The sequence below is a fragment of the Streptomyces sp. NPDC030838 genome (assembly GCF_055572035.1).
Genome location: NZ_JBVIED010000001.1, coordinates 671,326 through 692,976 on the forward strand (window position 1 = coordinate 671,326; position 21,651 = coordinate 692,976).

Annotated in this window: 21 protein-coding genes and 1 pseudogene; 17 read left to right on the plus strand and 5 right to left on the minus strand. The window is 71.1% G+C overall.

Features of this window, described 5'->3' with window-relative positions; genetic code table 11:
• Nucleotides 1-125: 125 nt before the first annotated feature.
• The 3 genes from ACZ42A_RS03025 to ACZ42A_RS03035 form a co-directional block, all read right to left on the minus strand.
• A complete protein-coding gene (locus ACZ42A_RS03025) occupies nt 126-971 on the minus strand; it encodes an SMP-30/gluconolactonase/LRE family protein (protein WP_468525369.1) in 846 nt (281 codons plus the stop codon).
• Nucleotides 968-1,741, minus strand: a complete 774-nt coding sequence (locus tag ACZ42A_RS03030) for an IclR family transcriptional regulator (RefSeq protein ID WP_468525370.1) — start codon at nt 1,739-1,741, stop codon at nt 968-970. Before ACZ42A_RS03030 ends, ACZ42A_RS03025 begins: the two co-directional genes overlap by 4 nt.
• Before the next feature lie 95 nt (nt 1,742-1,836).
• Nucleotides 1,837-2,457 (minus strand): TetR/AcrR family transcriptional regulator, encoded by a 621-nt coding sequence (locus ACZ42A_RS03035; protein ID WP_468525371.1) that lies wholly within the window; start codon nt 2,455-2,457, stop codon nt 1,837-1,839.
• Nucleotides 2,458-2,555: 98 nt separating this feature from the next.
• On the opposite strand from ACZ42A_RS03035, the gene ACZ42A_RS03040 reads away from it, so the two are divergent.
• The 12 genes from ACZ42A_RS03040 to ACZ42A_RS03095 all read left to right on the plus strand — a co-directional run bounded on the left by ACZ42A_RS03040 (nt 2,556) and on the right by ACZ42A_RS03095 (nt 16,155).
• Complete coding sequence (locus tag ACZ42A_RS03040) at nt 2,556-3,302, plus strand: LmeA family phospholipid-binding protein (RefSeq protein ID WP_468525372.1); 747 nt, start codon at nt 2,556-2,558, stop codon at nt 3,300-3,302.
• Between the two features lie 76 nt (nt 3,303-3,378).
• Nucleotides 3,379-5,673, plus strand: a complete 2,295-nt coding sequence (locus ACZ42A_RS03045) for an MMPL family transporter (protein WP_468525373.1) — start codon at nt 3,379-3,381, stop codon at nt 5,671-5,673.
• Nucleotides 5,674-5,975: 302 nt separating this feature from the next.
• Complete coding sequence (locus ACZ42A_RS03050) at nt 5,976-7,064, plus strand: type III polyketide synthase (protein WP_468525374.1); 1,089 nt, start codon at nt 5,976-5,978, stop codon at nt 7,062-7,064.
• Nucleotides 7,065-7,128: 64 nt separating this feature from the next.
• Entirely contained in the window at nt 7,129-8,250 is a 1,122-nt protein-coding gene (locus tag ACZ42A_RS03055; RefSeq protein WP_468525375.1) for a sulfotransferase family protein, read from the plus strand.
• Nucleotides 8,247-8,795 (plus strand): adenylyl-sulfate kinase, encoded by a 549-nt coding sequence (gene cysC / locus ACZ42A_RS03060; protein WP_468525376.1) that lies wholly within the window; start codon nt 8,247-8,249, stop codon nt 8,793-8,795. Before ACZ42A_RS03055 ends, cysC begins: the two co-directional genes overlap by 4 nt.
• Nucleotides 8,792-9,700, plus strand: a complete 909-nt coding sequence (cysD, locus tag ACZ42A_RS03065; protein ID WP_468525377.1) for a sulfate adenylyltransferase subunit CysD — start codon at nt 8,792-8,794, stop codon at nt 9,698-9,700. Before cysC ends, cysD begins: the two co-directional genes overlap by 4 nt.
• 139 nt (nt 9,701-9,839) lie before the next feature.
• Entirely contained in the window at nt 9,840-11,084 is a 1,245-nt protein-coding gene (locus tag ACZ42A_RS03070; RefSeq protein ID WP_468526119.1) for a sulfate adenylyltransferase subunit 1, read from the plus strand.
• Nucleotides 11,071-12,189: an ABC transporter substrate-binding protein gene (locus tag ACZ42A_RS03075; RefSeq protein ID WP_468525378.1), complete on the plus strand. Its 1,119-nt coding sequence runs from the start codon at nt 11,071-11,073 to the stop codon at nt 12,187-12,189. Before ACZ42A_RS03070 ends, ACZ42A_RS03075 begins: the two co-directional genes overlap by 14 nt.
• 75 nt (nt 12,190-12,264) lie before the next feature.
• Nucleotides 12,265-13,059 (plus strand): ABC transporter ATP-binding protein, encoded by a 795-nt coding sequence (locus ACZ42A_RS03080; RefSeq protein WP_468525379.1) that lies wholly within the window; start codon nt 12,265-12,267, stop codon nt 13,057-13,059.
• Nucleotides 13,046-13,951, plus strand: a complete 906-nt coding sequence (locus tag ACZ42A_RS03085) for an ABC transporter permease (protein WP_468525380.1) — start codon at nt 13,046-13,048, stop codon at nt 13,949-13,951. The genes ACZ42A_RS03080 and ACZ42A_RS03085 overlap by 14 nt, the downstream gene beginning before the upstream one ends.
• Nucleotides 13,952-14,081: 130 nt before the next feature.
• On the plus strand, nt 14,082-15,383 hold the full coding sequence (locus tag ACZ42A_RS03090; RefSeq protein ID WP_468525381.1) for a PucR family transcriptional regulator: 1,302 nt from the start codon (nt 14,082-14,084) through the stop codon (nt 15,381-15,383).
• A gap of 217 nt (nt 15,384-15,600) precedes the next feature.
• The gene (locus ACZ42A_RS03095) at nt 15,601-16,155 is read left to right on the plus strand and encodes a DUF3291 domain-containing protein (protein ID WP_468525382.1); all 555 of its coding nucleotides are present in this window, start codon (nt 15,601-15,603) and stop codon (nt 16,153-16,155) included.
• Nucleotides 16,156-16,240: 85 nt separating this feature from the next.
• Here ACZ42A_RS03095 and sigJ read toward each other — a convergent pair whose 3' ends face one another.
• A complete protein-coding gene (gene sigJ / locus ACZ42A_RS03100) occupies nt 16,241-17,122 on the minus strand; it encodes an RNA polymerase sigma factor SigJ (RefSeq protein ID WP_468526120.1) in 882 nt (293 codons plus the stop codon).
• 205 nt (nt 17,123-17,327) lie between these two features.
• Between sigJ and ACZ42A_RS03105 the strand changes: the two genes are divergently transcribed.
• From ACZ42A_RS03105 to ACZ42A_RS03115, 3 genes are all read left to right on the plus strand, one after another.
• Nucleotides 17,328-17,783, plus strand: a complete 456-nt coding sequence (locus ACZ42A_RS03105; RefSeq protein ID WP_468525383.1) for a nuclear transport factor 2 family protein — start codon at nt 17,328-17,330, stop codon at nt 17,781-17,783.
• A 42-nt stretch (nt 17,784-17,825) separates the two neighbouring features.
• Complete coding sequence (locus ACZ42A_RS03110; RefSeq protein ID WP_468525384.1) at nt 17,826-18,401, plus strand: NADPH-dependent FMN reductase; 576 nt, start codon at nt 17,826-17,828, stop codon at nt 18,399-18,401.
• 135 nt (nt 18,402-18,536) lie between these two features.
• Complete coding sequence (locus tag ACZ42A_RS03115; protein WP_468525385.1) at nt 18,537-19,742, plus strand: tryptophan 2,3-dioxygenase family protein; 1,206 nt, start codon at nt 18,537-18,539, stop codon at nt 19,740-19,742.
• Here ACZ42A_RS03115 and ACZ42A_RS03120 read toward each other — a convergent pair.
• Nucleotides 19,714-20,622 (minus strand): LysR family transcriptional regulator, encoded by a 909-nt coding sequence (locus tag ACZ42A_RS03120; protein ID WP_468525386.1) that lies wholly within the window; start codon nt 20,620-20,622, stop codon nt 19,714-19,716. The genes ACZ42A_RS03115 and ACZ42A_RS03120 overlap by 29 nt on opposite strands.
• 72 nt (nt 20,623-20,694) lie before the next feature.
• Here ACZ42A_RS03120 and ACZ42A_RS03125 point away from each other — a divergent pair.
• Nucleotides 20,695-21,009 (plus strand): annotated as a pseudogene (locus tag ACZ42A_RS03125) (RidA family protein); the annotation flags it as partial.
• Between the two features lie 123 nt (nt 21,010-21,132).
• The gene (locus ACZ42A_RS03130; RefSeq protein WP_468526121.1) at nt 21,133-21,459 is read left to right on the plus strand and encodes an antibiotic biosynthesis monooxygenase family protein; all 327 of its coding nucleotides are present in this window, start codon (nt 21,133-21,135) and stop codon (nt 21,457-21,459) included.
• Nucleotides 21,460-21,651: the final 192 nt, after the last annotated feature.

A 21,651-nucleotide genomic window follows, 5' to 3' on the forward strand; every position in this document is an offset into this window, starting at 1 on the left:
GCCGTGGATACGGCAACCGCGCCAGACCGAGGACGGATACCCCCGGCGCGGCCCCGCCCCCCCCACGAACCGTAGGCGCTACAACAACCCCCACCGGACCCGCGCAGGCCGCCGCAGGCATCGCCTCAACCAGCGAACGCCGGCTGCGGTAGCCCCTTCCCCACCCCCGGGATCACCAGCACCGAACCCGACAGGGGATGCGGGGCCGTCAGGCCCACTCTCGCTGTCGTGACATAGAGGTCCGTGAGGTCCCGGCCCCCGAAGGCGCAGGCTGTGACCCTCTGCGTCGGCAGGTCGATGACGCGGTCCAGGGCGCCGGAAGGCGTGTAGCGGCGGATTGCTCCGCCGTCCCAGAGGGCCACCCAGACGCAGCCGTCCGCGTCGACCGTAAGGCCGTCCGGGAAGCCCGCCCCCTCCTCGATCTCCGCGAAGGGACGGCGGTTCGTCACCCGGGGCCCCTCGACGTCGAAGACGTCCACGCGACGGGTCGGGGAGTCGATGTAGTACATCAGACGGCCGTCGGGACTCCAGCCCGTGCCATTGCTCACCGCGACGTCGTCCAGCACCACGTCCACCGAGCCTTCGCCGGTCAGCCGGGACAGCGTGCCACCTCCCGGTGCCTCGTCGTAGCGCATGGTGCCCGCCCACAGCGCGCCGTCGGGAGCGACCGCCGCGTCGTTGGCGCGGCGGCCGGGGACCGGCTCGTGGTGGAGCCAGCGGAACGACCCGTCCTCGTCGAGCAGCGCCACGCCGTCGCGGAGGTTCATCACCAGCCCACCGCCCGCGCGCGGCTTCACCGCGCCGATGTGCTGCTCCGTCGTACGGACCGTGCGGCGGCCCGTCGACGGATCGTACGTGTGGATGCGGGAGCCGAGGATGTCGATCCACAGCAGGCGGCCCCGGGCCGCGTCCCAGGTGGGGCCCTCACCCAGGGTCGCCTCCGCGCGGACCGCGACGTCGTACGCCGTCATGCCACGCTCCGGTAACCGAGCCGCTCCGAGAGCTCCGCCGCGCCCTTGGCGGCGAGCTGTTCCAGTTCGCCGCGGCGCTCCTCGCTCCAGCGGATCATCGGCACGGAGATGGAGAGCGCGGCCACCACCTGCCCGGTGCGGTCACGGACCGGCGCGGCCACACAGCTGACGTCCGGGTTGGACTCCCGGCTCTCCACCGCGATCCCGCGGCGGCGGATTTCGGCCAGGGCCTCGCGCAGCGCGCCCGGGTCGGTGATGCTGTTCGGCGTCATCGCGGCCAGCTCGGCGTCGTCCGGGACGCGGGCCGCGAGTTCCTGCTCCGGAAGGGAGGCCAGCAGCATCTTGCCGACGGAGGTGCAGTGGGCCGGCAGCCGCCGGCCGGCCGCGGAGACCATGCGCACGGCGTGCGTGGAGTCGACCTTGGCGATGTAGATGACGTCGGTGCCTTCGAGGATCGCGACGTGCACGGTCTCGTCGCAGGTCTCGGCGACGGACCGGGCGACCTGCTGGCCCTCGGCGGCCAGGTCGAGCTGTTCGGCGTAACGGCTGCCGAGCTGGTACGGCCGTACGCCGAGCCGGTAGCGTCCGGGCTGGCCGGGCACCGGAACGATGTACGACCGGGCGGCGAGCGTGGTGACCAGCTCGTGCACGGTGGTGCGGGGCAGCTGGAGCTTGCGCACGATGTCGGGGGCGGAGAGCGTCCCGTCCCCGTCGAGGAAGAGCTCCAGGATGTCGAGAGCCCGGGTCACGGCAGGTACGAGGCGTCCCACGGCCGGCCCCCTCCCTGTGTTCGAAATTTCAACTGACGATCGGAATGGCGAACACAGGCTACTCATGGAGTCTTCGGCGGGGCAATGGTGCTGCGTCAGCTCTCGCGGAGGTGCGCGAAGGCCGTGAGCAGAAGCTCGCGGGCGTCCGCGGGGCTGCGCTCCTCCTCCGGCAGGGCCGTGTACGCGAAGAGCGCGGAGCGCATCGCGCCGACGGCCGCCCGGGCGAGCACCGCGGCGCGCAGCGGCGTCGCCGTCTCCGGGTCCCGCGCGGTCAGCCGCTCCAGCAGGGCGTCGGCCAGGCCGGTCTCGAACCTGCTGAGGACGGGCAGGAACTGGCGTACCTGCTGACCGGGGAAGCGCTGCGGCGGCCCGCTGAACATCAGGCCGACCCCGCCGGCGGCGGTGAGTTCCAGGGCGGCGCCGAGGACGGCGGCGTAGGGGTCCTCCGCGGCGGGGCGGGCGACGACCTTGGCCTGGACGACCGGGATCAGCTCCAGGATCTCGTCGAGGACCAGGTCCTCCTTGGACGGGAAGTAGCGGAAGAAGGTCCGCTCGGTGACCCCGGCGGCGGCCGCGATGTCCCGCACGGTCGTCTGCGCGTAGCCCCGCTCCTCGAACATGCGGTGGGCCGCCTCCTGGAGGGCCTTGCGGGTCGCCGCCTTGTGCGCCTCGCGCCGGCCCCGTGGCTCGGCGGCGGGGGTGTCGAGGGTTGCCATGCGAGGAGTATCGCAGGCTCAAAACCGACGGCAAAGAATCTGTCAGTCCTGACACTTTCGCTATGCTGTCAGTCATGACACTTTTACGGAGGGGGCGTGTGTCCCGGCCTGGCGCCCGGCCTGGGGCTCGAACCGCGCCCCGGCCCGGGTCCCGGCTCGCGTCCCGCAGAGCGCGTCTCGTCGCCCTCGCGGCGGTCGGCGCGGTGCTGGCCGTCGGCGGGATCACGGAGGCGGTGGCCCGCCACTACACGGCGGACCGCTTCGCCGACCGGATGGAAAAGCGCCTGCACACCGGGCTCGACGTGGGCTTCGGCCCGACGCCGGTGACCTATCAGCTGGCGCGCGGCTCCTTCCCGCGCGTGGAGGTCGAGGGCGAGGGCGCCACGTTCCGCCGGTTCAGCGGGGTGGACCTGCACGCCGAGCTGGCCGACGTGGTCCGTACCGGCGACGGCCTGTCGGTGCGGGACAGCCGGGTGAGCGCCGAACTGACCGACGCGGCGCTCGCGGACGCGGTGAGCACCATGACCGGCGGCGCGCTGGGCCAGGCGGCCGTGACGACCGACCCGGGCACGCACGAGCTGGTGGTGCACGCGGGGCCCGCCGGGCGGATCGCCGTCGGATTCCGGCCGGTGCTCCAGAAGGACGGCATCCGATTCGAGCGCACCGGCGTACGGATCGGCGACCGGGTCCTGCCGGACTCCCTTGCCTCCCAGGTGCTCGGGGACACCCCGCAGGAGCTCGACCTGTCCGAACTGCCGCTCGGGCTGGAGCCGGACCGTGTCGCGGTCACCTCGGACGGGCTCCGGCTGGAGCTGACGGGAGGCCCGGCGACCGTGAAGGCCTGACTCCCCGCCCCCTCCCTCCTTCCCCCTCCCCGGCCCTCTCCCCCGCACCTGCCACTACTGCACGAGGAGCGTTTCCGTGGCGACTTGGCTCTATCGGCTCGGGCTCGGCGCCCACCGTCGCCGACGGCTGGTTCTGGCCGTCTGGCTGGCGGTCCTGGCCGCCGCCGTCGGCACGCTGATGGCCGTCGGCGGCAAACTCGACAACGAGTTCACGATTCCCGGCTCCGAATCCCAGCAGGCGCAGGACACGATGGCGGAGGACTTCCCGGCCGCCGCCGGCACCAGCGCCCAGATCGTGTTCACCGCGCCGGAAGGGTCGAAGGTCACCGATCCCGCGGCGGCCCAGGCCGTCCAGCGCACCCTCGCCGCCGCCCAGGACGCCCCCCAGGTCGCCGCCGTGATCCCGCCGGACAAGGCCGGGACCGTCACCCCCGACGGCCGCACCGCCCTGGCCCAGGTGAACTACGACGTCACCCGCTCCGACCTCGACGACGGCACGCTCGACGCGCTCGAGGACACGACGAAGGCCGCCGAGGAGGCGGGCCTGGAGGTCTCCGTCGGCGGACAGGCGTACGGCAACGGCGTCCTCACCCCGAGCGTCCTGGAACTGCTCGGCGTGGTCGTCGCGCTGGCCGTGCTCGCCATCACCTTCGGCTCGCTGCTCGCCGCCGGGATGCCGCTGCTGACCGCGTTCGTCGGGATCGGCACCGGGCTGGTGGGCCTGCTGGCGGTGTCCTCCGCGGTGACGGTCTCCTCCACCGCGCTGAGTCTCGCCCTGATGCTCGGGCTCGCGGTCGGCATCGACTACGCCCTGTTCGTGCTCTCCCGGCACCGCACCCAGCTCGCCCAGGGCATGGATCCGCGCGAGTCGGCGGGGCGGGCGGTCGGCACGGCGGGCAGCGCGGTGGTGTTCGCCGGTACGACGGTGATCATCGCGCTGGTCGGGCTGGCCGTCGTACGGATCCCGTTCCTGACCGTGATGGGCCTCAGCGCGGCGGCGACCGTGCTCGTCGCCGTCCTGGTGGCGGTCACCCTGCTGCCCGCACTGTTCGGCTTCGCGGGCGCCCGGCTGGCCCCGCGGCCGGGCTCCCGGGCGGCCCGGCGGGCCGCGGCCACCGCGTACGACGCGGACGGCTCTGACGACTCTTCCGAGCCTTCCGACTCGGAAGCGGACGCTCCGGACGGCAAGCGGCCCCCCGCGGTCATGGGCCGCCGCTGGGCCCGTCTGGTCACCCGGCGTCCGCTCCTCTTCCTCCTCGCCACGGTCGCCGCCCTGGTGACCGTGGCCGTACCGGCCGCCGACCTGCGCCTGGCCCTCCCCGACAACGGCACCGCCGCGCACGACACCCCGCAGCGCGAGACGTACGACACCATCGACGAGGCCTTCGGCCCGGGCTTCAACGGGCCGCTGCTGATCCTCGCCGAGGCGAACACCGAGGGGCAGGCCGGGCAGCGGCAGGCCGGAGCGGTGGCCGCGCGGCTGAAGGAGCTGCCGGGCGTGGTGAAGGTCGGCCAGCCGCAGTACGCGCCGGAGTCCGGCCGGGCGGTGATCTCCGTGGTCCCGGACGGCGGCCCGCAGGACGAGGCCACCCAGGACCTGGTCGACGCGATCCGCGCCGACGCGGACACGATCGAGCGGGAGACCGGCGCCACGGTGTCGGTGACCGGTACGACGGCCATCGGCATCGACGTCTCCGACCGGCTGCGCGCCTCGCTGCTGCCGTTCGCGGCGGTCGTCGTCGGGCTGTGTCTGATCCTGTTGCTGCTGGTCTTCCGGTCGCTGGTGGTGCCGGTGAAGGCGACGGCCGGCTTCCTGCTGTCGGTCGGGGCGTCGTTCGGCGCGGTCGTGGCGGTGTTCCAGTGGGGCTGGCTCGCCGACGCGCTGGGCGTGGCGCGGACCGGACCGGTGGTCAGTTTCCTGCCGATCGTGCTGATGGCGGTGCTGTTCGGACTGGCCATGGACTACGAGGTGTTCCTGGTGTCCAGCATGCGGGAGGAGTGGGTCCGCACCCGCAGGGCCCGGGACGCGGTGATCGACGGGGCGGCGCACGCCTCGCGGGTGGTGACGGCGGCGGCGCTGATCATGTTCTTCGTCTTCGCGAGTTTCGTGACGACGGAGGACGCCATCGTCAAACCCATCGCCTTCTCTCTGGCGTTCGGCGTGCTGGTGGACGCCTTCGTGGTCCGGATGACGCTGGTGCCGGCGGTGCTGGCGATGGTGGGGCGCGGCGCCTGGTGGCTGCCACGCGGGCTGGACCGGGTGCTGCCGGATCTGGACATCGAGGGGGCGCGGCTGCAGCACCGCGAGCCACCCGCGGAGAAAAGTGAAACACCCCACGAAGTAACCGTGAGCCACGTCACCGCCGACTGAAAGCAAGACACCACTGGCTGAATTACCAACATAGAAATCCGGCCTGCCTTCCGGTTCCACCGGGAGGCGGGCCGTCATTTTCAAGCCGTCCGTTGTTTCCGTCAAGGAAATTACCTCCGGAATATTTGATTCCACCGGAGAACCTGTGTTTGACTGAGGGTACGAAACCTCGACCACCCGATCTGACCTGCGCAAAGTCGCGCGGCATCGGGTTTTCCAGGCGCTGTTTTCGCGCCTTCATGCACGATTCCCCTCCTACCCTCCTGCGGCTGTTTTCCACGCCCGAAGAAAAGGGATCACGCATGCACATCGAAGAAAAGATTGCCCCTGCTCCGCGCGGTCTGCGCGCCGCCGCCCGGCCCGTCATCACCGGCTCGGCCCATTCATTTCCGGGCACCCGGAGCAGCCAGGACGAGCTGTGGCAGGACTTTTTCCACGAGCACTACGACGGCTTTCCGCTGGCCCGCCGGATATTCCAGAATTCCGGAATCAGTTCCCGCTCCACGGCCGTCGACCCGCGTGCCGAGAAGGAAGTCTCCCGGTGGAGCACCGGGCAGCGGATGGAGCGCTACATCGAGGAGGCCGTCCCGCTCGGCAAGCGCACCGTCTCCCAGGCCCTGGAGTCGGCCGGCCTCGCCCCGCAGGACGTCGGCCTGCTGGCGGTGGCGTCCTGTACCGGCTACACCACGCCCGGCCTGGACTTACGGCTCGCCGACGAACTCGGCATGAGCAGCAGGGTCCAGCGGCTGTTCATCGGCCACATGGGCTGCTACGCCGCCGTCCCCTCGCTGGGCGCGGTCTCCGACTTCGTCGCCTCCCGCGGCAAGCCGGCCGTGCTGCTCTGCCTCGAACTCACCTCGCTGCACGTCCAGCCGCCCTCCAAGGACATCGAACAGATCGTGGCGCACGCGCTGTTCGCGGACGCCGCCGCCGCGGTCGTCCTGGAGCCCGACGCGGGCAGCGGCTACGAGGTGATCGACGTCGTCGCGGTCACCGACCACTCCACCGCCGACCACATGAGCTGGCAGATCACCGACCTCGGCTTCAAGATGGGCCTGTCGCCCAAGGTGCCGGATGTGCTCGGGCAGTACGTCGGCGAGGTGGTCCGCGACCAGCTGCTCGCCCCGCACGGGCTCACCCCCGAGGAGGTCACCGGCTGGGCGGTGCACCCCGGCGGCAAGCGCATCCTGGAGGTCGTCGGCGAGCGGCTGAACCTGCCGGCCGACGCCCTGGACGCCTCGTACGGCGTCCTCGACGAGTGCGGCAACTGTTCCTCCCCCACCGTCCTGATGGTGTTGCAGCGCCTGCCCCGCACCGACGGCCCGGTGGTCGCCATGGCCTTCGGCCCCGGCCTGACCCTGTACGCGGCCCTGCTGCGCCGTTCCTCCTGACCGAGCCGACCGAGCAACACCCTCCACGCCCGACCGACGGACGCACGGAAGGAACAGCTGCGCCATGCCCAACCCGACCCAGCCGGGCCAGGTCTTCGTCACCGGCACCGGACGCTGCGGCTCGACGCTCGTCTCCGAGCTGCTGCGCGAGCACCCGAAGGTGCTCAGCCTGTCGGAGCTCTTCAACCACCTCACGGACATGTACCGGCTCACCGCCCGGGTCTTCCCCGAAGGCCCGGTCACGGCCGAGGAGTTCTGGGGGGTCCTGTCCTCCCGCAACACCGTCAACCGTCTGCTGACCGCCAACGGACTGGCCCCCAAGGAAGTCCTCTACCGCCCGTCGCCGGCCACCCGCTTCCAGGCCGACACCGGCATCCCGGCCGTCCTGCTGACCACCCTGCCGCACCTCACCGACACCCCCGACGAGCTGTACGACGAACTCGGCGCGGCCGTCGCCGAGTTCCCGGAGGCGGGCATCGGCGAGCACTACGCGCGGCTGTTCTCCTGGCTGTGCGCCCGGTTCGGCAAGACCCTGTGGGCCGAGCGCAGCGGCGGCTCGCTGATCCTCGCCGGGCAGTTCCGCGAGCACTTCCCCGACGCCCGCTATCTGCACATCGTGCGCGACGGCCGGGACACCGCGCTGTCGATGAGCCGCCACAACGGCTTCCGGATGGCCGCGGTGGTGATGGCCCTGCACCTCACCCTGGGCCACGACCCGTACGCCGAGGAGCCGGCCGGCGACACCGAGCGCGACCTGGGCTTCGTACCGGAGGAGCTGCTGCCGTTCCTGCCGGAACGTTTCGACGCCGAGGCGGTGCGCGACTACCGGCTGCCGGTGTCGCTGTTCGGCACCTACTGGGCCGACGAGATGAAGCGCGGCATGGAGGCGATGTCCGCGCTGCCGCAGGAGAACGTGCTGCACGTCTGGTACGAGGACCTGCTCGCCGAGCCCGGCGAGCAGCTGCACCGGATCGCCGAGTTCCTCGGCCCGGACTTCGTGGACGCCGACTGGGAGAGCCGGGCCGCGGCCAAGGTGGGCGCACCCTCCTCCACCTGGCGCGATCTGCCCGACGCCGAGCGCGAGGAGCTGGACCAGGCGTGCGCCGCCGGGTTCTCCGTGCTCGCCGCGCACGGTGTGGTGCCCCAGGCCGGTACGACGGCCTCGACCGTGAGGAGCGGCGCATGAGGACTCCGCCCACCCAGGGCGCCACGGTCTGGCTGACCGGGCTGCCCAGCTCCGGCAAGACCACGCTCGCGCAGGCGCTGGCCAGCCGCCTCACCCGCGAAGGACACCGGGTCGAGGTGCTGGACGGCGACGAGATCCGCACCTTCCTCAGCGCGGGCCTCGGCTTCACCCGCGAGGACCGGGACACCAACGTGCAGCGCATCGGGCTGGTCGCGGAGGTGCTGGCCCGCAACGGCATCCTCGTCCTGGTCCCGGTGATCGCGCCGTACGCCGACAGCCGCGAGGCGGTGCGCAAACGGCACGAGGCGAGCGGCACCCCGTATCTGGAGGTGCACGTCGCCACCCCGCTCCAGGTGTGCGCGGTCCGCGACGTGAAGGGCCTGTACGCACAGGCCCGCGCCGGCCGGCTCTCCGGGCTGACCGGCGTCGACGACCCGTACGAGCCGCCGCAGGCGCCGGACGCCCGGGTGGAGACCCAGCTCCAGTCCGTGGCCGAGTCGGTGGACACCCTGCACGCGCTGATGGCGGAACGGGGGCTGCTGTGACGGCCGCCGCGGGCTTCCTCACACACACCGACGTCCTGGAGTCGGAGGCCGTCCACATCTTCCGGGAGGTGGCCGGGGAGTTCGAGAAGCCGGTGCTGCTGTTCTCCGGCGGCAAGGACTCGGTGGTCATGCTGCATCTGGCGCTGAAGGCGTTCGCGCCGGCGCCGCTGCCGTTCGCGCTGCTGCACGTGGACACCGGGCACAACTTCCCCGAGGTGCTGGACTACCGCGACCGTGTGGTGGCCGCACATGGGCTACGGCTCCATGTGGCCTCCGTACAGGACTACATCGACCGCGGTGTGCTGCGCGAACGCCCCGACGGCACGCGCAACCCGCTGCAGACGCTGCCCCTGCTGGAGGCCATCACCGGCGGCGGCTTCGACGCGGTGTTCGGCGGCGGGCGGCGCGACGAGGAGAAGGCCCGCGCCAAGGAACGGGTGTTCTCGCTGCGCGACGAGTTCGGCACCTGGGACCCGCGGCGCCAGCGCCCGGAGCTGTGGCAGCTCTACAACGGCCGCCACCTGCCGGGCGAACACGTCCGCGTCTTCCCGCTCTCCAACTGGACCGAGCTGGACGTGTGGCAGTACATCGCCCGCGAGCGGATCGAGCTGCCGTCGATCTACTTCGCCCACGAGCGGGAGGTGTTCCTGCGCTCCGGGATGTGGCTGGCCCCCGGCGAGTGGGGCGGCCCGAAGGAGGGCGAGCCGGTGGAGAGGCGCCGGGTGCGCTACCGGACCGTCGGCGACATGTCCTGCACCGGCGCGGTGCTCTCCGAGGCGGCCGACGTCGACGCGGTGATCGCCGAGATCACCGCGTCCCGGCTCACCGAACGCGGCGCCACCCGCGCCGACGACCGGCTCTCCGAGGCCGCCATGGAGGACCGCAAACGCGAGGGGTACTTCTGACATGACGGCAGACCTGTCGGCCTTCGGCCACCCCCCGCATGTCACCGCCGCCCTCATGATGCGCGGCATCTTCCAGGAGGCCAGGTCCCGGCTGACCACCGGGGCCGCGGCCGCCGTACAGGAGGGACACCCGAATCCCATGCCCCACCTCACCCAGGACCGTGCCGTGTCCCCCACCGGCCCGGCGGCCGAGCCGGACCTGCTGCGCTGGGCCACCGCGGGCTCGGTCGACGACGGCAAGTCCACCCTCGTCGGACGCCTGCTGCACGACTCCAAGTCGGTCCTCGCCGACCAGCTGGAGTCCGTGTCCCGGCAGGGCACGCCCGACCTGGCGCTGCTGACGGACGGCCTGCGCGCCGAACGCGAGCAGGGCATCACCATCGACGTCGCCTACCGCTACTTCGCCACCCCGCGCCGCCGGTTCATCCTCGCCGACACCCCGGGCCATGTGCAGTACACCCGCAACATGGTCACCGGCGCCTCCACCGCCGAGCTGACCGTGATCCTCGTCGACGCCCGCAAGGGCGTGGTCGAGCAGACCCGGCGGCACGCGGCGGTGGCGGCGCTGCTGCGGGTGCCGCACGTGGTGCTGGCGGTGAACAAGATGGACCTGGTCGGCTACGAGGAGCCGGTGTTCGCGGAGATCGCCGCGGAGTTCGCCCGCCTGGCCGCCGGCCTGGGCATCCCCGACGTCACCGCGATCCCGATCTCCGCGCTCGCCGGTGACAACGTCGTCGAGCCGTCCACCCGGATGGACTGGTACGGCGGCCCGACGGTCCTCGCGCACCTGGAGACCGTGCCGGTCGCCGAGGAGACGTCCGGGGTGGGGGCGCGCTTCCCGGTGCAGTACGTCATCCGGTCCGGGGACGTCCGCCTGTACGCCGGTCAGCTCGCCGCGGGCGTGCTGCGGACCGGCGACGAGGTGACCGTACTGCCGTCCGGCCGCACCACCACCGTCACCGGCATCGACCTGCTGGGCACCCCCGCCGACCGGATCGGCGCACCCCAGTCGGGGGCGCTGCGGCTCGCCGACGACCTGGACGTCTCCCGAGGCGACGTCATCGTGCCGTCGGGAGCGCTCCCGACGATGGCGCGGGACGTCACGGCGGCCGCGTGCCACCTGCACGAGAAGCCGCTGCGCCCCGGCGACCACGTCCTGCTGCGGCACACCACGCGGACGGTGCGCGCGGTGGTCCGCCGGATCGGCGGTGCCGGGCATCTGGACCTGAACGACATCGGCCGGATCGAACTGCGCACCGCCGAGCCACTGGCGTACGACCGCTACGAGGACAGCCGCCGCACCGGTTCCTTCGTCCTGATCGACCCGGCCGACGGCGCCACCCTCACCGCGGGCATGATCGGCACGGCCCATGCGCCTGAGTGAGCGCACGCGTGCTGTCCTGACACCTGTGCTCCTGCTGCTCCTGGTGCTCGGGGTGGCCGGCTGCGGCTACGGGTCGCGGGCACCGAAGACGGCGGCCGCGCCGGCCGTCGGCAGCGGGCCGCCGCTGTCGGCGGAGTCGGTCACGCTCGGGTACTTCGCCAACGTCACCCACGCCACCCCGCTGGCCGGGGTCCAGAAGGGCTTCTTCACCAAGGAGCTGGGCGGCACCCGGCTGCGCACCCAGATCTTCAACGGCGGCCCGTCGGCGCTGGAGGCGTTGAACGCGGGCGCGGTCGACATCGCCTGGATGGGTCCGTCGCCCGCCGTCAACGGCTACCTCCGCTCCGGGGGCCGCTCGCTGCGGATCGTGTCGGGCGCCGCGTCCGGCGGGGTCTCGCTGGTCGTCGACAAGGACGCCGACGTGCGCGGCACCGACATCCGGGGCCTGAGGATCGCCACCCCGGAGGCGGGCAACACCCAGGACGTGGCCCTGCTGCACTGGATCCGCGAGCAGGGCTGGGACGTCGACCCGCGCACCGGGCGCGGCGACGTCACCGTCGTACGCCAGTCCTCCAAGGAGATCCCGACGAGTTTCCGGCGCGGCGCGATCGACGGCGCGTGGGTGCCGGAACCGGTGGCCGCGCAGCTGGTCGCGGCGGGCGGGCGCGTGCTCGTCGACGAGGCGGATCTGTGGCGGGACGGGGCGTTCGTCACCGCGCTGGTGGTGGTCTCCCAGTCGTTCCTCGACGACCACCCGGACGTGGTGGAGGCCGTGCTGCGCGGTGCGCTGGAGACCAACCGGTGGCTGGCACGCAGTCCCCGCGAGGGCAAGGCCGGCGTCAACGCGGCCATCGAGGCGGCGACCGGCAGACCGCTGCCGCCGGAGGTCCTCGACGCGGCCTGGCGGAACGTCCGCCTCACCGCCGACCCGCTCGCCGCGACCCTCGCCGAGGAGGCCGGCCGGGCGGACCGGCTGGGCCTGCTGGGCGGCGATTCCACGGCCCTGCGCGGCATCTTCGACCTGCGCGTGCTCAACCGGGTGCGCGCCCAGCGGGGCGAACCGGCGGTGGACGACGTGGGCCTCGGCGTACCGGACGGCACCTGACAAGGGCTCCAGTCACCGGCTCAAGACCACCGGCTCAAGACCACCGGCTCCCGATGAAGCAAAGGATTTGATCACATGTCAGAAACGGTGCTGCGGGCCGGCGCACCGGCTCGCCCCGCGCTCGCCCCGGCCGGGGCGGAGCCTCCCGCCGTACGCCTCACCCATGTCTCCAAGTGGTTCGACAACGGCGGCCGGCGCCAGACCGTCCTCGACGACATCAGCCTGACCCTGGACCGCGGCGAGTTCCTGTGCGTCCTCGGCGCCTCCGGGTGCGGCAAGTCCACTCTGCTGAACCTGGTCGCGGACCTGGACCGGCCGTCCGCCGGGGCCATCGACGTGCCCGGCGGGCGGCGGGCCGCGCTGATGTTCCAGGACCACGCCCTCTTCCCGTGGCTGACGGCCGGACGGAACGTCGAACTCGCCCTGCGGCTGCGCGGGGTGCCCCGGCGGGAGCGGCCGGAGGAGGCACGGCGGCTGCTGGAGCTGGTGCGGCTGAAGGACGCGTACGGCAAACGCGTCCACGAGCTGTCCGGCGGTATGCGCCAGCGGGTGGCGCTGGCGCGGGCCCTCGCGCAGGACGCGGACGTGCTGCTGATGGACGAGCCGTTCGCCGCGCTCGACGCGATCACCCGCGATGTGCTGCACGAGGAGCTGACCCGGATCTGGTCGGAGAACAAGCTCTCGGTCGTGTTCGTCACCCACAACGTGCGCGAGGCGGTCCGGCTCGGCCAGCGGGTGGTGCTGCTGTCGTCGCGCCCCGGCCGGGTGGTCCGCGAGTGGGCCGCCGACCCCGGCACCCCGGAGGCCGCGCTGACGGCCCAGGTCACCGACGCCCTGCGGGAGGAGATACGCCGCCATGGGCGCCGGTGACACGATCACGACCAAGGCACAGGGCGGCGCCGAGACCGCGGCGGTCGGAGCGGGCCTGGACGCGCTGGACAGCGCACCCTCGGGCGCCGGCCGCCTCCCGCTGCGGCGGATCCTGCGGCAGCGGGTGCTACCGCCCGTGGTGGCCGTGGTGGCCGTGCTCCTGCTGTGGCAGGCGGCGTACGAGGCGGAGCTGAAGCCGGACTACCTGCTGCCCGCGCCGGCGGACGTGTGGGGAGCCTTGTCGGACCAGTGGTACGAGGGCACCCTGTTCTCCACCGTCTGGACCAGCATGGAACGCGGCGCACTCGGCTTCGCCGCCGCCGTGCTGATCGGCACCGCGCTGGGCCTGCTGCTGGGCGCGGTACGTCCCGTACGCGTCGCGCTCGGCCCGGTGCTGTCCGGCCTGCAGTCGCTGCCGTCGGTGGCGTGGGTGCCGGCCGCGGTGGTGTGGTTCGGCCTGACCGACGCCACGATCTACGCCGTCGTCCTGCTCGGCGCCGTACCGTCCATCGCGAACGGGCTGCTGGCGGGCGTGGACCAGGTGCCGCCGCTGTACCTGCGCGCGGGCCGGGTACTGGGCGCCACCGGGGCCGCCCGCGTCCGCCACATCCTCCTGCCGGCCGCCCTGCCCGGCTACCTGTCGGGCCTCAAACAGGGCTGGGCGTTCTCCTGGCGCTCGCTGATGGCGGCCGAACTCATCGCCAGCTCGCCGGAGCTGGGTCTGGGCCTGGGCCAGCTCCTGGAGAACGCCCGCTCGTACCAGGACATGGCCCTGGTCCTCGCCACCATCGGGGAGATCCTGGTCGTAGGCGTCGCCGTCGACCTTCTCCTCTTCGCCCCCTTGGAGCGCCGGGTGCTGCGCTCCAGGGGCCTGGCGGGCGCCCGCCCCTGACGAGGCCTGGCGGACGCCCGTCCCTGACCGCGCCCCGGGCCCGGCCCACCCCCTGAGGCCGCCCGGGGCGCTTCCGCCTCCCATCGCCCCCCTCTGCTCAACTCGACAACACACTGCTCTACTCGACGACATGACGACGACCGCGGACTCCGCCGCCCAGGCCTGGCTCCTGCGCCTCGCCCCCGAGGGCGTGCCCCCGGAAGCCGCCTGCCCACCCGAGACACTGGCGGCGGCGGAGGCGGAGCTCGGGCGGGGCCCGGTCGGCTGGGCGATCCAGGTTGCCAGAGACATGGCAACAGAAATCGTCCACCAGGTGCCGGAGCACGGCACCCCCGGCGCGTTCCCGCCCTTCCACCGCGCGGTGGAGGCGACGGTCCTGACCGCACTACGAGGCCTGCTCACCGAACCCTCGCCGACCGCCGAACTGGTCCCACCGGAGGCGGTCGCGGGCAACGCCGAACTGGCCCGGAGGAACGTCCCGTTGGACCGCGTGCTCCGGGGCGTCCGACTGGGCCACGCCCACCTGCACGGACGCCTGATGGAGGCCCTGAACCGCGAACCGGAGGAGACCCGCACCCAGGAAACCCACCGGATCAGCGAACTCCTCTTCATCTACGCCGACGTACAGGCCAGCCGCCTCGCCGAGGAGTACGTCGCCGAACGCGACCGCTGGCGGCGCAGCACCGAGGCGGCCCGCCGCCGCATCGTCGACGACCTGCTCGCCGGCCGCCCGGTCGGCGGCAGCGCGGTCGCGGCCCGCACCCTCGGCTACGACCTGGCCCGCCACCACGCCGCGTTCATCATCACCTCCGCCATTCCCGACTCCTCGGACCGGGCGTTACGCCTGCTGGCCACCAACCTGTCCCGAGCGGCGGGCGCCGAGGCCCTCCTGACGGTGGCGGCGGGCGGCACGGAGCTGTGGGCCTGGACCAGCTGGCCGGCACGCCCACCCCGGGACGCCCTGACCCGCCTCCCCCGCCTGCTCCCCGAACGCAAACCGCTCAAGGTGGCCGTGGGCCCCGTCGCCTACGGCCCCGAGGGCTTCCGCCGCAGCCACCGCGGCGCCCGCGAGGCCGAACGGATGGCCCGCCTGGGCCACACCGGCTGGCTCTGCGACTACGCCGACGTCGGCACGGCCGCCCTCCTGACCGCGGACCCCGAACACGCCCGCTGGTACGCCGCGGGAGTCCTGGGCCCTCTGTCCGCGGACAACCCCCGGGTAGCCGAACTCCGCGAAACCCTCCGCGTCTACCTCGCCGAAGGCCGCAGCCCGCAGAGCGCCGCCGAACGCCTCTTCATCGCCCGCAACACGGTCACCTACCGAGTCCGCCGCGCAACCCAACTCCTGGGCCGCCCCCTGGACCCGGACCCCCTGGACATCCGCCTGGCCCTGGAAATCACCCGCCTGCTGGGACCGCCGGACAAACCCTGACGACGGAGGACACGTCGATGATCGCCGAGGTGCAGTCCCGGGGACGTACCAAACGTCGGCGGCAGGCCTCTGCGAGAGGCCACTTGAAGAGGGAAAACGCAACTTCGACAGAGTCTGCGGAGGTGGCTATCGTCACCTGCCATTCGGCGGCGCCCGCAGTCGCATAGGAGTTCCATCAGGCTGAGTCGATCAGGCCCACTCGGCCAGGGAGATACGAATGCCCCATCTTGCTCTCTACACGTTCGGCGTCCTGAAGTTACCCCTCACCGATCCCGCACCTCTTGTGCGGGAGTTCTACGAGAGCGGTGAGGCCGTTTACCGGGAGATCCGCCGGCACCCCGGATACATCGCTCATGCTGAACCGGCACACCACATCCAGGGCGTACTCTTCGATGCGGACTGGGGTGAATGGGGAGAGTTTGTTGTTCCGGCCTGGTACGGCAAAGGCCTCAGTGCGGAAACCACCGCCCTGGCCGCGACCCTCTCACTCTGGAGCGACCTGCGATCCGCCTTCGATGCCATCTACACCGGTCTGCACCGCGTGGCGCTCAACAGGCGTTACGACTGGTTCGAGCGGACAGGACACCCGAGTTACGTGTTCTGGTGGGTCGCCGACGGCGCGATACCTACCTGGCAGGACGGGGTTTCCAGGCTGGAGCACCTCCACGAATACGGCTCCGCGCCGTACGCCTTCACCTTCCACCGCTCGTTTGCCCCAGGCGGAACACCGACCGGACTCGAAGGCGTCGGAACGAAGAGCAAGGTTCGCTGACTCGTCAGTCTGCCTGCGGAACCCGTTCTGCAGTACGACTCGATGATCGAGCTCGGCCGCGCACTGCGTGGCGGCCGGCCGCGGGTCAGCCCGTTGTCCAGAGGCGGAGCTTTTCGGGATTGAGTACGGCCCAGATGTGGGTGATCTGATCGCCCGCGATGTCGAACGCGTAGACCGCCACGGTGCGGCCGTCCTGCTGAGCGACCAGGCCGGGCCGGCCGTTGACCGTGCGCTCCACGACGGTCAGGGAGTCGGAGGCGCTCGCGGCGAGGTCGGTCAGGTAGTGCGCGATCCGCTCGCCGCCTTCGATGGGGTGGAGTGAGGCTCTGGTGAGGCCGCCGCCGTCGGCGATCACTGTGGCGTCGGGGTCGAGAAGGCCGATGAGGGCATTGATGTCCTTGGCCTGCCATGCCTGTCCGAAGTCCCTGACGATGCCGGCCTGGTGGGCCGCCGGGGTCGCGGGCGTCCGGGAGGAGCGGATGCGGCGGCGGGCGGAGGAGGCCAGCTGACGGCAGGCCGCGGGTGTGCGGCCGACGATCTCGGCGACTTCGGCGAAGGAGTAGCGGAAGACGTCGTGCAGGATGAACGCGACGCGTTCGGCCGGGGTCATCGATTCGAGCACGACGAGAAAGGCCATGTTGACCGACTCGTCGAGGGTCACCCGGTCGGCAGGGTCGGCCGTGGCGCCGCCTGCCGGCTCGGTGGTCCATTGGGTGGGTTCGGGCAGCGGCTCGGGGATCCATTCACCTACGTATCGCTCGCGCCGGGCCCGTGCCGAGCCGAGCAGGTCGAGGCAGATGCGGCCCGCGACCTTCGTCAGCCAGGCGCCGGGGGACTCGATGGCGTCCTGCTGTTCGCGGGACATGGCGTACCAGCGGGCGTAGGTCTCCTGGACGGCGTCCTCTGCCTCGGCCAGGGAGCCCAGCAGCCGGTAGGCGAGATTGATCAGCTGACGCCGCTCGCTCATGATCGCGCCCAGGCTCTGATCGTCTCCGGTGGTCACGGTCCTCCCCTTGCCCTGCGTCGGCCGGATCTGCACTCACCGGACCGACGAGACAACGCGCCGGAATGTGAGGTCGGCGTCTCACCTGACATTTCCGGGAGCTGCGTCGTCGTACCGCTGAGACCGGCACAGCATCCCCCGTGGATGTGGCAGAGAGGAAAACCAAACGATGAGCGACTTTCAGGCGATCGCGGACCGGGTCGAGATCGAGGCGCTGCGCGGTGAGTTCACCGACGCGGCGATGATGCGCGACTACGACCGTGTCGCGTCGCTGTTCACACCGGACGGCGTGTGGCGGATGCCCGACATCCCCGCCGAGATGTCCGGCCAGGAGCAGATCCGCGCGTGGGGCCGAAAGGTGCCGGATCTCGTGGACTTCCTGGTGCAGAACACCCATCCGGGCATGATCCGGCTCGACGGCGACACCGCGTCCGGCCGTGCGTACATGTCCGAGATCGGGCGCGGACGCGACGGCCGGTCAGGGGTGAACTACGCCATCTATCACGACCGTTACCGGCGCACCCCGGACGGCTGGAAGTTCACCGAACGCGTCTACGAGATCCGGTACCTCGATGAGAGTCCCCTGACGGGCTCCGTGCCCCCGCGCGGCACGGACGCCTGCTGACGGATTCGTCGCACCACACACAGGACAGGAGAACCGGACAACATGATCAGGATCGGCATCATCATTGGCAGCACCCGCCCGGGGCGCAACGGCGAACAGGTCGCCAAGTGGGTCCATGACACGGCGTCGCGCCGCACCGACGCCGAGTTCGAGCTGATCGATCTGTGTGACCACCCGCTGCCTCACCTGGACGAGCCGCAGGCGGCCATGCACGGTCACTATCAGCACGCGCACACGCGGGCCTGGGCGGCCAGGATCGCTTCGTTCGACGGGTTCGTCATGGTCACTCCCGAGTACAACGGCTCCGCCCCCGGGGTGCTCAAGAACGCTCTTGACTACCTCTTCGCGGAATGGAACAACAAGGCGGTCGGGTTCGTCTCCTACGGCGTCCTCGGCGGCGCCCGGGCGGCCGAACAACTACGGGCGATCTGCGGCACGCTGCAGATGGCCACCGTGGGCCGGCAGGTCACGCTGTCCCTGATGACCGAGTTCGAGAACTACACCACCCTCAAGCCGGCCGACCGCAGCGCCACCGCCCTGGACGCACTGCTGGACCAGATCGTCGCCTGGAGCACCGCGCTCGCGCCGCTGCGCGCCACTCCACAGGCCGCCGCCTGATCAACCACCGCGGCCGCGCATTGTCAAGACACGAATATTCGAGCCATGACGTGAGGGGTTTCGATCATGCCTACTTAAAGCCTCTGCCTCACTCGGACGGTGTGAGGCCCCCGGACCGAGGAGGCGAATGGGGAAATGGACGGAATACATCTGGCCCGTACGGTCACGGAAGAGGTGCGACGGACCGGAAAGCATTTTCTGCCGCAGCCCCTCCTGCTTCGCCTCAGTGATATTCGATGCCGCCACGCCACGGGCCACCGCTCCTTCCTCCGGGCATTTCTCGATTGCCTGCTCGACAAGCACGACGGGCGTTACTGGAATCGGACCTACGTTGCCCTCCCGCTGCTGGAACTCCTCCTGGAGGAACCTGATCACGGACTGGGGCCGAACCACATGGCCACCCTGCTCATATCCGACGTCGTACGCTTCGAGATCCAGGCGACAGCCCCGTCACAGGCAGCCGAGGACCGGGATCCGCCCGGGCCGGTCACCTTGCGTAAGCGACTGCGTCACGCTCTGCGATTCGTGGCCCACGACCTCGGCGGATGGGACGCCGATGACATGACGTCGTCCAGAGCGGACCACATGTCTCTGTCCCGCTGGGCAGACATCGCCGACCTCCTTCCGCGGCCCCCGGCGACAAAGGCCGGCCGCTGGTTCGACGTGACGGTCCAGCCCGTGTACGTGCTGCATGACGAATACTTCTTCATCCGCGCCCTTCAGGCCCACGAAATGCTCTTCACGGCGATCACGACGGATATGCGGGAGGCGATCGCCGCGTTGCGCACCAGCGGACCGGCAGCAGCGGCTGAATATGTAGATCAGGCTGCTGCCCTGTTCGACCGGGCAGCAGCGCTGTTCCGGATGGTCGCGACAATGCGGCCGGTGCATTTCTCCAAGTTCCGGCAGTTCACTCAGGGCGCCAGTGCCATTCAGTCCGAACAGTACAAACGGTTCGAGATTCTGTGCGGCGTCCCGCCCGCCCCGCGTTTGCGGTCGGCGGCCTTCACGAGTGTGCCCGCCGTACAGGCCGAAGCGGAGGAACACGGTCATGACACGGTCGCGCGCGCATATCTCGACCTCCGCCGCGAGGCTTGTTTCGGCGAGGCCGAGTGGAATCTCCTCGATGCCTCTCTCGGCCGGCTGGAGGACAGGCACCAGCGCTGGAAGTCCACCCACCGAAGCCTCGCCGCGCGCATGCTCGGGAGCGCGCATGGATCGGGTTACACCGATGGCGTCCCTTACCTGACCCAATGCCTGGACAACCGGCTCTTCTGGCAGCTCGGTGAGCACCCCACCCCAGCGAGCCGAGCTAGGGCCTGTCCGGCGGATCTTGGCTGATGGTCGCCAGCAGGCGTGTCACCAGGGGATTATGGTCGTTCTCGCGCCAGGCGACGGCCACTCGTGTGCGGGCGGTACCGGGCTCGATCCTGCGGAAGGCGACGCCCTTGAGACGGATGCGTCGGATGCTCGCCGGGGCCAGGGAGACGCCCAGACCGGTTTCCACGAGGGCGCACACGGTTTGCCACTCCACCGCGTGCTGGACCACCTGCGGTGTGAACCCTGCCGCGGTGCACAGGCCGATGATCTGGTCATGCAGGGGCGGGCCGACCGTGCGGGGGAGCAGCACGAAGGGCGAGTCCGCCAACTGTGCCAGTTGTACGGTCCGTTGGGTGGCCAGAGGATGGGTGGACGGCAGCACGGCCACGAAAGGCTCGCTGAGTACCGTCCTGAAGCCGAGCTCTGGCTCGTCGGCTGGGGGTTCGCGCAGGAGACCGATGTCGATGGTCTTGTCGTGCAGGGCGGCGATCTGCGGAGCGGTGGTCATCTCGTGGATGTCCAGGTGCACGCCGGGAGACCGGTGACGGAAGGTGCGCAGCAGGCCGGGCAGGATCGTCAGGGCCAGGGAGGCGGCGAAGCCGATCCGTAGGCAGCCGGCCCGGCCACTGCCGACGGCCCGGGCTGCGGCCAGGCCGTCCGCGAGGTCGGTGAGCGCCCGCCGGGCGGCGGGCAGCAGTTCGCTGCCGGCTGGCGTGAGAGTGACGCGCCCTGGGGCGCGGGTGAACAGCGCGTGGCCGACCTTGTCCTCCAGGCGGCGGATCTGCTGGCTCAGCGGCGGCTGGGCTATGCCCAGGCGGGCGGCCGCGTGGCCGAAGTGAAGTTCCTCTGCGAGCACGACGAAGGCGTGCAGCTGCGGTAGGGGGAGTTCGGGGCGCTCCATACGCCCAGAGATATCAGGTCATGCGTGTGGCCGTATTAGACGTATCAGTGCTGGTCTTTTAGCGTTCGGCGCATGACAGAGCGACGTGCGATTCTCAGCGGCTCGGCCTTTGAGGAGCAGATCGGCTATGCCCGTGCTGTGGTCGACGGCGACTGGGTGCATGTGTCCGGGACGACCGGGTTCGACTACGCCACCATGACGATCTCCGACGATGTGGTGGAGCAGGCCGAGCAGTGCCTGCGCAACATCGAGGCCGCACTGGCCGAGGCGAAGTGCACCCTCGCCGATGTGGTGCGCGTGCGCTACCTCCTGCCCGACCGCGAGGACTTCGAACCCTGCTGGCCGGTCCTGCGCCGCTACTTCGGCGATGTCCGGCCGGCCGCCACGATGCTCATGTGCGGTCTCGCCGACCCGCGGATGAAGATCGAAATAGAGGTGTACGCGCGGCGGCACATCCCGCCTCACGGTGGCGCCGTGAGCAAGCGCTCGGAAGCGCCCGTCGTGCCCGTCATGCCCGTCGCGGCCTATGAACCTCCCTACTACGTGGCTGTCTTCACCACGGTGCGGACCCAGGACCAGAGCGGCTTCAGCGAGACCGACGCACGCCTGGAAGACCTGGTGAAGGAGATCCCCGGCTACCTGGGGATGGACCACGCGCAGACTCCCGGCGGGCTGGGCATCACCGTCAGCTACTTCCGCGACGCCGACGCCCTCACGCAGTGGCGGACCAACGCCGAGCACCGCGCGGCGCAACAGCGCGGGCGAGCCGAGTGGTACCAGAGCTACACGCTGCACGTGGCGAAAGTGGAACGCAGCCACGGCTTCACGCGAGCGTAGGTCCCGCCGCCGGAACTGCCTAGCGCATCGCGTCCGATGATGTACGCCGATCCCAAACACCGCCCGGAGTTTGGGCGGTGAGACCAAAGCCCGAGGGGCGTCGGCGCCGTTGACTGCTGACAGGAACAGCAGAACAGCAGAACAGCAAGCAGAACAGCAGACAGCACCTGTCGACGCGTCCCCACCGCGTAC

Coding starts and splice junctions, on each gene's coding strand:
- ACZ42A_RS03025 (WP_468525369.1), bottom strand. CDS start 971: ATGACGGCGTACGACGTCGCGGTCCGCGCGGAGGCGACCCTGGGTGAG.
- ACZ42A_RS03035 (WP_468525371.1), bottom strand. CDS start 2,457: ATGGCAACCCTCGACACCCCCGCCGCCGAGCCACGGGGCCGGCGCGAG.
- ACZ42A_RS03050 (WP_468525374.1), top strand. CDS start 5,976: ATGCACATCGAAGAAAAGATTGCCCCTGCTCCGCGCGGTCTGCGCGCC.
- ACZ42A_RS03055 (WP_468525375.1), top strand. CDS start 7,129: ATGCCCAACCCGACCCAGCCGGGCCAGGTCTTCGTCACCGGCACCGGA.
- cysC (WP_468525376.1), top strand. CDS start 8,247: ATGAGGACTCCGCCCACCCAGGGCGCCACGGTCTGGCTGACCGGGCTG.
- ACZ42A_RS03070 (WP_468526119.1), top strand. CDS start 9,840: ATGCCCCACCTCACCCAGGACCGTGCCGTGTCCCCCACCGGCCCGGCG.
- ACZ42A_RS03075 (WP_468525378.1), top strand. CDS start 11,071: ATGCGCCTGAGTGAGCGCACGCGTGCTGTCCTGACACCTGTGCTCCTG.
- ACZ42A_RS03080 (WP_468525379.1), top strand. CDS start 12,265: ATGTCAGAAACGGTGCTGCGGGCCGGCGCACCGGCTCGCCCCGCGCTC.
- ACZ42A_RS03085 (WP_468525380.1), top strand. CDS start 13,046: ATGGGCGCCGGTGACACGATCACGACCAAGGCACAGGGCGGCGCCGAG.
- ACZ42A_RS03090 (WP_468525381.1), top strand. CDS start 14,082: ATGACGACGACCGCGGACTCCGCCGCCCAGGCCTGGCTCCTGCGCCTC.
- ACZ42A_RS03095 (WP_468525382.1), top strand. CDS start 15,601: ATGCCCCATCTTGCTCTCTACACGTTCGGCGTCCTGAAGTTACCCCTC.
- sigJ (WP_468526120.1), bottom strand. CDS start 17,122: ATGAGCGAGCGGCGTCAGCTGATCAATCTCGCCTACCGGCTGCTGGGC.
- ACZ42A_RS03105 (WP_468525383.1), top strand. CDS start 17,328: ATGAGCGACTTTCAGGCGATCGCGGACCGGGTCGAGATCGAGGCGCTG.
- ACZ42A_RS03110 (WP_468525384.1), top strand. CDS start 17,826: ATGATCAGGATCGGCATCATCATTGGCAGCACCCGCCCGGGGCGCAAC.
- ACZ42A_RS03115 (WP_468525385.1), top strand. CDS start 18,537: ATGGACGGAATACATCTGGCCCGTACGGTCACGGAAGAGGTGCGACGG.
- ACZ42A_RS03120 (WP_468525386.1), bottom strand. CDS start 20,622: ATGGAGCGCCCCGAACTCCCCCTACCGCAGCTGCACGCCTTCGTCGTG.
- ACZ42A_RS03130 (WP_468526121.1), top strand. CDS start 21,133: ATGCCCGTCGCGGCCTATGAACCTCCCTACTACGTGGCTGTCTTCACC.